This window comes from Roseomonas haemaphysalidis, from assembly GCF_017355405.1.
Lineage (GTDB): Bacteria > Pseudomonadota > Alphaproteobacteria > Acetobacterales > Acetobacteraceae > Pseudoroseomonas > Pseudoroseomonas haemaphysalidis.
Window position 1 is genome coordinate 3,770,394 of record NZ_CP061177.1, and the last position, 7,064, is coordinate 3,777,457.

Sequence of the window (7,064 nt, forward strand, 5' to 3'; positions counted from 1 at the left end):
TTGGGGGAAGCGGCCCGGGTCGCTAAGAATGGCGCCGGACCATGACAGACCTCCCGTCGCCCCCAGAGCCGGCATCCGTGCGGGCCGCGCTGCCCGCCCTGCTGCCGGACCTGCGGGCCTTTGCGCGCTTTCTGGCACGCGACGCGGCGCTGGCCGACGACCTGGTGCAGGAAGCCCTGTTGCGCGCGCTGCGCGCCGAGCAGCAGTGGATTCCCGGCACCAGCCTGCGGGCCTGGGTGTTCCATATCCTGCGCAACGTGTTTCTGGAACAGCTGCGCCGGCGCGGCACGGAGCAGCGCGCGCTGGAGCGCATGCCGGCGCCCGACGAGACCGGCGTGCCGCAGGACGCGCATGGCGAGGTCACCGACCTCGGCCGCGCCTTGCAGCTGCTGCCGCTGCCGCAGCGCGAGGCGCTGATCCTGGTGGGCGCGCACGGCCTGTCGCACGAGGAGGCGGCGGTGATCTGCGCCGTGCCGGTGGGCACCGTGAAGGCGCGGGTATCGCGCGCCCGGGCGGCGCTGGCGCGCAATTTTCCGCACCGCGCGGCCTGAGCCACCCTGGCGCGCAACTTGTCCGCCACGGCGGCGTAATATTCCGCAAGGCCCTGCGCCCCGCGCCCTGGCGCCCTGGATCGAAACGCCCCGGGTCGTGGCGGCCCTGGGGGCCGCGGCCGGGGTGGGAGAAAGGGATCGTTCGGGTGCGCGCATGAGTCCAAGTCGCCAATGGGCGGCCGCCAGCTTCCGTTGCATGAGATGGGCGCATGGCTGCCATGCGTTAACCGTTCAGATACCATGCAACCGTGCGCCTCGCTGGCTCATTGGTCGGGTATGCAAGCAGCTTTCGAGGATACCCAGCGCATGATGAAGACCGGGACTGCCGAAGCCGTCGCCGCCCCCGCCGCTGTCGCCGAGGGCCCCAGCTTCCATGACCAGCTGGTCGCGCTGCTGCCGCGCCTCCGGGTGCAGGCGGTGTCCATGACCCGCAACCGCGCCGACGCCGACGACCTGGTGCAGGCCGCCGTCAGCAACGCGCTCGCCGCGCAGAACAGCTTCACGCCCGGCACCAACTTCGGCGCCTGGATGTTCCGCATCCTGCGCAACCGCTTTCTGTCCGACATCCGCCGCCGCCGCGACACCTGCGACATGGACAACGCCCCGGCCGAGGCGCTGGCCCGCCCCGCCGCGCAGGAAGACAGCCTGGCGCTGCGCGAGCTGCGCATGCGTCTGGCCGACCTGCCCGAGGACCACCGCACCGCGCTGCTGCTGGTGACCGTGCAGGGCATGTCCTACGAGGAAGCGGCCGAGGTGATGGGCTGCGCCGTCGGCACCGCCAAGTGCCGCGTGTTCCGCGCCCGTCGCCAGCTGGAAGCCTGGCTGGTGGGCGAGGAGCCCCGCAACAAGCGCGCGGCGTCGCAGGCCAAGGCTGGCGAAACCACGCGTCGTGGTGCTACCACGCGCAAGTCTGCCGCGAAGTCGGACGTGCAGGCGCTGCAGCTGGGAAGCTAATGGACGACCAGGCGGACACCGGCATGTCGAGGGAAGGAGGGGACGACCCCTCCAACCGCTCGAAGGAGGGGCGTGACCGCAAGGGCACGCCCGACGCCGCCTTTGACCAATGGCTGCAGCGTGGGCTGCACGCCATGTACGACAACATCGCCAACGAGCCGATCCCCGAGGAACTCCTCCGGTTGATCGATCAGGACCGGGACGAGGGTCGAGAGAAGTGAATCCCGCGGCGGCGCCACCGTCACGGTGGGCGCCGAAGCGGTTGCTCCGCACGGTGCGGGGCCGGATGCTCATCCTCCTCGCCGTCGCCAGCGTGCCCGTGGTCGGCATCGCCGGCACCAGCGCGCTGGTCGCCTACCGGGCGGACGTCGCCGCCGGCCCGGCCGAGGCCATGGCCAAGCTCAACCTCGCCGCAGAACGGCAGAACGGCACCATCGCGATGCTGCGCGAAACGCTGCACGGCATCGCCTCCGCCGGCATCCTGATCGACGCCGCCAACCAGCCCGAGCGCTGCGCCACCGGCCTGTCCGCCCTGCAATCGATCTTCAGCGAGCGCTACGCCGACATCCGCGTGCTCGACCCCGAGGGCCGGCCCCTGTGCGGCGCCCGCCCCGGCAGCGTCGACGCCGCCGCCGATGCCGAGCTGCTGGCGCTGGTGCGGGAGGGTGGCCAGGCCATCCCCGCGCGCCGCACCCGGGCCGGCGGCGACCCCGGCCCCGGCCTGACCCTCGGTCGCTTCCGTGCCGCCGCCGGCGATGGCGGCGCGGTGCTGGCCGGCGCCGTGCCGGTGCTGGTGGACGGCCAGCTGCGCCAGGTGATCGCCGCCGACGTGCCGCTCGGCGTCTTCACCCGCATCGAGCAGCGCCGCGCCAGCACCGCCGCCTTCTGGGTGGTGGACCGTGGCGGCGAGCCGGTGCCGCTGACCGCCACCCCCACCGTCGCGCTGCCTGAACCCGCCATGCTGCGCTCGCTCCTGGACCGCCCGGACACCGGCGCGGTGGAAAGCCGTTCGCGCGACGGGCAGGACTTCGCCTACGCCGTCACCGCCCTGGCGCCGGGGCTGCGGCTGGTGGTGGGGCTGCCGACCGGCGCGGTGCACCGCCGGGCGGAAGCGATGCTGTGGCGGCGCATCATCGAGCTCGGCGCCTTTCTGCTGGCCTGCCTGGTGGTGATCGTGGCCGGCGCCGACCTCGCCGTGGCCCGCCCGCTGCGGCTGCTGGCCGAGCGGGTGCGCGAATGGCGCCCCGGCGCGCCGTTTTCCACCACCCCGGACACCGTGCCCAACGGCCACCCGGACGAAGTGCGCCGGCTGGAACGCGCCTTCAACGACGCCGCCGTGGTGATCTCCACCCGCCAGGACGACCTGCGCGCGGCGCTGCGCCAGCGCGACCTGCTGATGGCCGAGATCCATCACCGGGTGAAAAACAACCTGCAGATCGTCGCGTCCCTGCTGAATCTGCAGGCGGGCCGGCTGCGCGACCCCGCGGCCCGCGCCGAATTCGGCACGGCACGCGACCGCGTGCAGGCCCTGGCGACGCTGCACCGCCACCTCTACACCAACCGCACCTTCGAGGCGATCGCGCTGCGCCCCTTCCTGGAGGAGCTGTGCCAGCAGCTGTTCAGCGCGCTGGGCGAAACGCCCGGCCGCCGCATCGCGCTGGTGATCGAGGCGCCGGAGCTGGAGATCGTCACGGACCAAGCGGTGTCGCTGGCGCTGCTGGTGACGGAAGCGGTGACCAACAGCATCAAGCACGCCTTCCCCGAGGACGCGCGCGGCACCGTCACCATCGCCGTGCGCACCGAGCCGGGCGCGCCGGGCAGCGAGTCGGAGGATGGCGACGACGTGCTGCTGGCCATCCGCGACGACGGCCAGGGCATGGACGAGGACGAGGACGGCGGCGGCGGCATCGGCATGACGCTGATCCGCGGCTTCGCGCAGCATTTGGGCGGCGAGATCGCCCGCCATCCGGGCGCCGAGCGCGGCACTGAGCTGTCGCTGCGCTTTCCCCTGCGGCGGCGCGAAAGCGACATGCCGAGCGGCCGCATGATGGGCCCGGCAAGCGATGCCGGGCCCGCCAACGCCGCTGCTCAAGCTTAGGCAACCCTCGCCCGCGGCGCCGCGTTAGCCCGCCGAACGGCCGAGGAGATCCCGCCATGCGCAAGATGACATTTCAGGTGCTGAGCGCTCTCGTGCTGCTCGTGCCCCTCGCCGCCTGCAACGAGGGCCCGGGCGAGCGCGCCGGCCGCAGCCTCGACAATGCCGGCGCCGCCATCCGCGACGCTGTGGACCCCCCCCAGGGTCCCGCCGAGCGCATGGGCCGCAGCATCGACCGCGCCGTCCGCTGATCCACGCCGCGCCCACCCCGTAACCCCATCACCTGAGGAGCCGTTCCCATGGCATCCAAGAGCAATCTCGACCTCGAAGGCGTCAACGAGAGCATCACCGACCTGCGTCGCAAGATGGAGGCCTTGATGGAGGACCGCGTGACCCCCGCCGTGGGCCGCGCCGCCGACCGCGCCCAGGCCTTTGTCGGCCGCGCGCAGAACGTCGCCAGCGACTATGCCGGCCAGGCCCAGGACTACGCCCACCAGGCGCAGGACTTCGCCCGCAAGGAAGCCGACACCGTCGCTTCCATCGTGAAGGAACGCCCCTTCACCACGATCGCGCTCGCGGCCGGCATCGGCTACGTGCTCGCCCGCCTGCTGCGGCGCTAAGCCCGTGCGCGCGCTTCGTCTCGCCTCCGTAGCCTTCGAGGCGGAGCGCGCCAGGCTCGGCCTGCGGGTCCAGCGGGAAATCCGCCGGGTCCTGTTCTTCGTGGTCGCCGGCGTCATGGCGGCCGCCGCCTTCGGCATGCTGCACGTGATCGCCTGGGTCGCCATGACCCCCGGCGTGTCGCCGCTGCTGCGGGCCATCATCATCTTCGTGTTCGACATCGCGGTCGCCGGCATCCTGGCCATGGTCGCCATGCGCAACGCCCCCACCCAGGCGGAGGTCGAGGCCCTGGCCATCCGCCGCACCGCGCTGGTGGAGGCGCGCAACGGCATCGGCTTCACGCTGATCCCGATCGTCTTCTCCATGCTGCGCCGCAGCCGCCGCGACCGGCGGGACCGCCGCCGCTAGCCCCTCGCCAGCACGGGCCGGGCGACCTACATCCGGCCCATGCCCGAGCTTCCCGAAGTCGAAACCGTGATGCGCGGCCTGTCGGCCGTGCTGCAGGGCCAGACCATCCGCCATGCTGAAACCCGGCGCGACGGCATGCGCTGGCCCTTTCCCGCCGCCCTCGCCGCCACGCTGACCGGCGCACGGGTGGAAGGCTTCCGCCGCCGCGGCAAGTACATGCTGATGCGCCTGTCCAACGCGCAGTCGGTGCTGATCCACCTCGGCATGTCCGGCCGCATGGTGGCCCGCCCGCATGGCGACAACCGCCCGCCCCCCGCGCATGAGCACCTGATCTTGCAAACCGAGTCGGGCACCCATGTGGGCTTCGTGGACCCGCGCCGCTTTGGCAGCGTCGACCTGGTGCCCACGGCGGAGGAGGACGCGCATCGCCTGCTGGCCGGCATGGGGCCCGAGCCGCTGGAGGACGCCTTCACCCCCGGCATCCTGGCCGCGGGCCTCGCCAACAAGCAGACGCCCATCAAGGCCGCCCTGCTGGACCAGCGGGTGGTGGCCGGGCTGGGCAACATCTACGTGGCCGAGGCCCTGTTCCGTTCCGGCATCTCGCCGCGCCGGCTGGCCGCCACGGTGCCCGGCGCGCGGGCGGAGCGGCTGGTGCCCGCCATCAAGGCGGTGCTGCTCGATTCCATCGAGGCCGGCGGTTCCTCGCTGCGCGACTACGTGCAGGCGGATGGCGAGCTGGGCCACTTCCAGGACCGCTTCGGTGTCTACGACCGTGAAGGCGCCCCCTGCCCGCTGTGCCCGGGCCCGCCGGGCTGCGGCGGCGTGTCGCGCATCGTGCAGGCCGGGCGCAGCACCTTCTTCTGCCCCAAGACCCAGCGCTAGCCGGAGCGGGAAAGCCCGCCGTCCTTCCCCTTGGGCATGCCGCCAGGCCCGGTGCCTCTATAAGATAGAGTGTCGTGTTTCGCCGGGGCCAGGGGCGGCTCGGCCACCCCGGCGGGGGTCCAAGGGGGCGGCGCCCCCCTGGCCCGCCCCCGCCATTCCGGGCACTCTCCCCGCCAGTCCGAGGGAACCCAGAGCATGGCCGACTATGAGATGATCCTCACGGAGCGGCACGGCGCCGCCGCCGTCATCCGCCTGAACCGCCCGCAGGCGCTGAACGCCCTGTGCGACCAGCTGATGGACGAGCTGGCCCGGGCGCTGCGCGCGTTTGACGCGGACGACTCCGTGTCCGCCATCGTGCTGACCGGCAGCGACAAGGCCTTCGCCGCCGGCGCCGACATCCGCGAGATGCAGCCCCGCTCCTGGCCCGGCACGCACCGGCACGACTTCATCGCGCCCTGGGAAGCGGTGCTGGGCGTGCAGAAGCCGGTGATCGCGGCCGTCGCGGGCTTTGCGCTGGGCGGCGGCTGCGAGGTGGCCATGATGTGCGACATCCTGCTCGCCGCCGACACGGCCAAGTTCGGCCAGCCGGAAATCAAGCTCGGCATCCTGCCCGGCGCCGGCGGCAGCCAGCGGCTGACCCACGCCATCGGCAAGAGCAAGGCCATGGAGATGGTGCTGACCGGCCGCATGATGGACGCGGCGGAAGCCGAGCGCTGCGGGCTGGTGGCCCGCGTGGTGCCGGCGGCCGAGCTGATGGACCAGGCGGTGGCGCTGGCGCAGAAGATCGGCGAGCTGTCGGCGCCGGCGGTGGCCATGGCCAAGGAGGCGGTGAACGCGTCCTTCGAGCTGCCGCTGCGCGAAGGCGTGCGGCTGGAGCGCCGGTTGTTCCTGTCCCTGTTCGGCACGGAAGACCAAAAAGAGGGGATGGCGGCCTTCAACGAGAAGCGCAAGCCCCTCTTCCGGCGCGGGTAAGGCCCGCGCCGCGCAGCCACGCGTTGACTCTTATCCCCAGGCACGGGTAAAAGCGGCCCCTTCCCGTGGCGGGCTTCCGGCCCGCGCGCTTCGACATTTTCGACACTCACGACGATCGGTACGAACACACGCCATGGCGAATACGGCATCCGCGCGCAAGCGCATCCGGCAGAACGCAACCCGCAACGAGCGCCACCGCGCCCGCCGCTCGCGCGTCAGCACCTTCATGGTGAAGTGCGAGAAGGCGATCGCCGGCGGCGACAAGGCCGCCGCCCAGGCCGCCTTCAAGGACGTGCAGCCCGAGATGATGCGCGCCTCCACCAAGGGCGTGCTGCACGCCAACACCGTTGCCCGCAAGCTGTCGCGCCTGTCCGCGCGCATCAAGGCGCTGGCCTCGGCCCAGGCCTGAGGGCCTGATGCCGTGGCACCACGGTGCCACGGCCGAGACGCCGTTCACGGCATATTCCCGTTGCGCCGACCGACCAGCGGGAATAGCTTCGAAGAACAGGCGCCCTGACTTCCGCGAATTCCATGCATTCCGGTGGTTTTGGCCGCGATCCTGACAAGGGTTTACTGACCCGAGG

The 7,064-nt window shown here is 72.2% G+C and carries 10 protein-coding genes; all 10 read left to right on the top strand.

The features are described 5' to 3' along the window. The first annotated feature begins 41 nt into the window (after window positions 1-41). The 10 genes from IAI59_RS17620 to rpsT all read left to right on the top strand — a co-directional run bounded on the left by IAI59_RS17620 (window position 42) and on the right by rpsT (window position 6,889). Window positions 42-551 carry a sigma-70 family RNA polymerase sigma factor gene (locus IAI59_RS17620; protein ID WP_207417490.1) on the top strand — a complete coding sequence of 170 codons (510 nt, stop codon included), beginning with the start codon at window positions 42-44 and terminating at the stop codon, window positions 549-551. Between the two features lie 309 nt (window positions 552-860). Next, entirely contained in the window at window positions 861-1,505 is a 645-nt protein-coding gene (locus tag IAI59_RS17625) for a sigma-70 family RNA polymerase sigma factor (RefSeq protein ID WP_237180750.1), read from the top strand. A gap of 23 nt (window positions 1,506-1,528) precedes the next feature. Beyond that, window positions 1,529-1,726, top strand: a complete 198-nt coding sequence (locus IAI59_RS17630; RefSeq protein WP_237180731.1) for a NepR family anti-sigma factor — start codon at window positions 1,529-1,531, stop codon at window positions 1,724-1,726. 65 nt (window positions 1,727-1,791) lie between these two features. Next, window positions 1,792-3,603, top strand: coding sequence for a sensor histidine kinase (locus IAI59_RS17635; RefSeq protein ID WP_207417493.1), 1,812 nt, complete (start codon window positions 1,792-1,794; stop codon window positions 3,601-3,603). Window positions 3,604-3,659: 56 nt separating this feature from the next. Next, window positions 3,660-3,851 (top strand): hypothetical protein, encoded by a 192-nt coding sequence (locus IAI59_RS17640; protein ID WP_237180732.1) that lies wholly within the window; start codon window positions 3,660-3,662, stop codon window positions 3,849-3,851. A gap of 48 nt (window positions 3,852-3,899) precedes the next feature. After that, window positions 3,900-4,220 (top strand): hypothetical protein, encoded by a 321-nt coding sequence (locus IAI59_RS17645; protein WP_207417495.1) that lies wholly within the window; start codon window positions 3,900-3,902, stop codon window positions 4,218-4,220. 4 nt (window positions 4,221-4,224) lie between these two features. Next, window positions 4,225-4,626 carry a hypothetical protein gene (locus tag IAI59_RS17650; protein WP_207417499.1) on the top strand — a complete coding sequence of 134 codons (402 nt, stop codon included), beginning with the start codon at window positions 4,225-4,227 and terminating at the stop codon, window positions 4,624-4,626. A gap of 39 nt (window positions 4,627-4,665) precedes the next feature. After that, entirely contained in the window at window positions 4,666-5,508 is an 843-nt protein-coding gene (gene mutM / locus IAI59_RS17655) for a bifunctional DNA-formamidopyrimidine glycosylase/DNA-(apurinic or apyrimidinic site) lyase (protein WP_207417500.1), read from the top strand. 195 nt (window positions 5,509-5,703) lie between these two features. Further along, entirely contained in the window at window positions 5,704-6,480 is a 777-nt protein-coding gene (locus IAI59_RS17660; protein ID WP_207417502.1) for an enoyl-CoA hydratase, read from the top strand. Window positions 6,481-6,613: 133 nt separating this feature from the next. Further along, the gene (gene rpsT, locus IAI59_RS17665; protein ID WP_207417503.1) at window positions 6,614-6,889 is read left to right on the top strand and encodes a 30S ribosomal protein S20; all 276 of its coding nucleotides are present in this window, start codon (window positions 6,614-6,616) and stop codon (window positions 6,887-6,889) included. Window positions 6,890-7,064 lie beyond the last annotated feature (175 nt).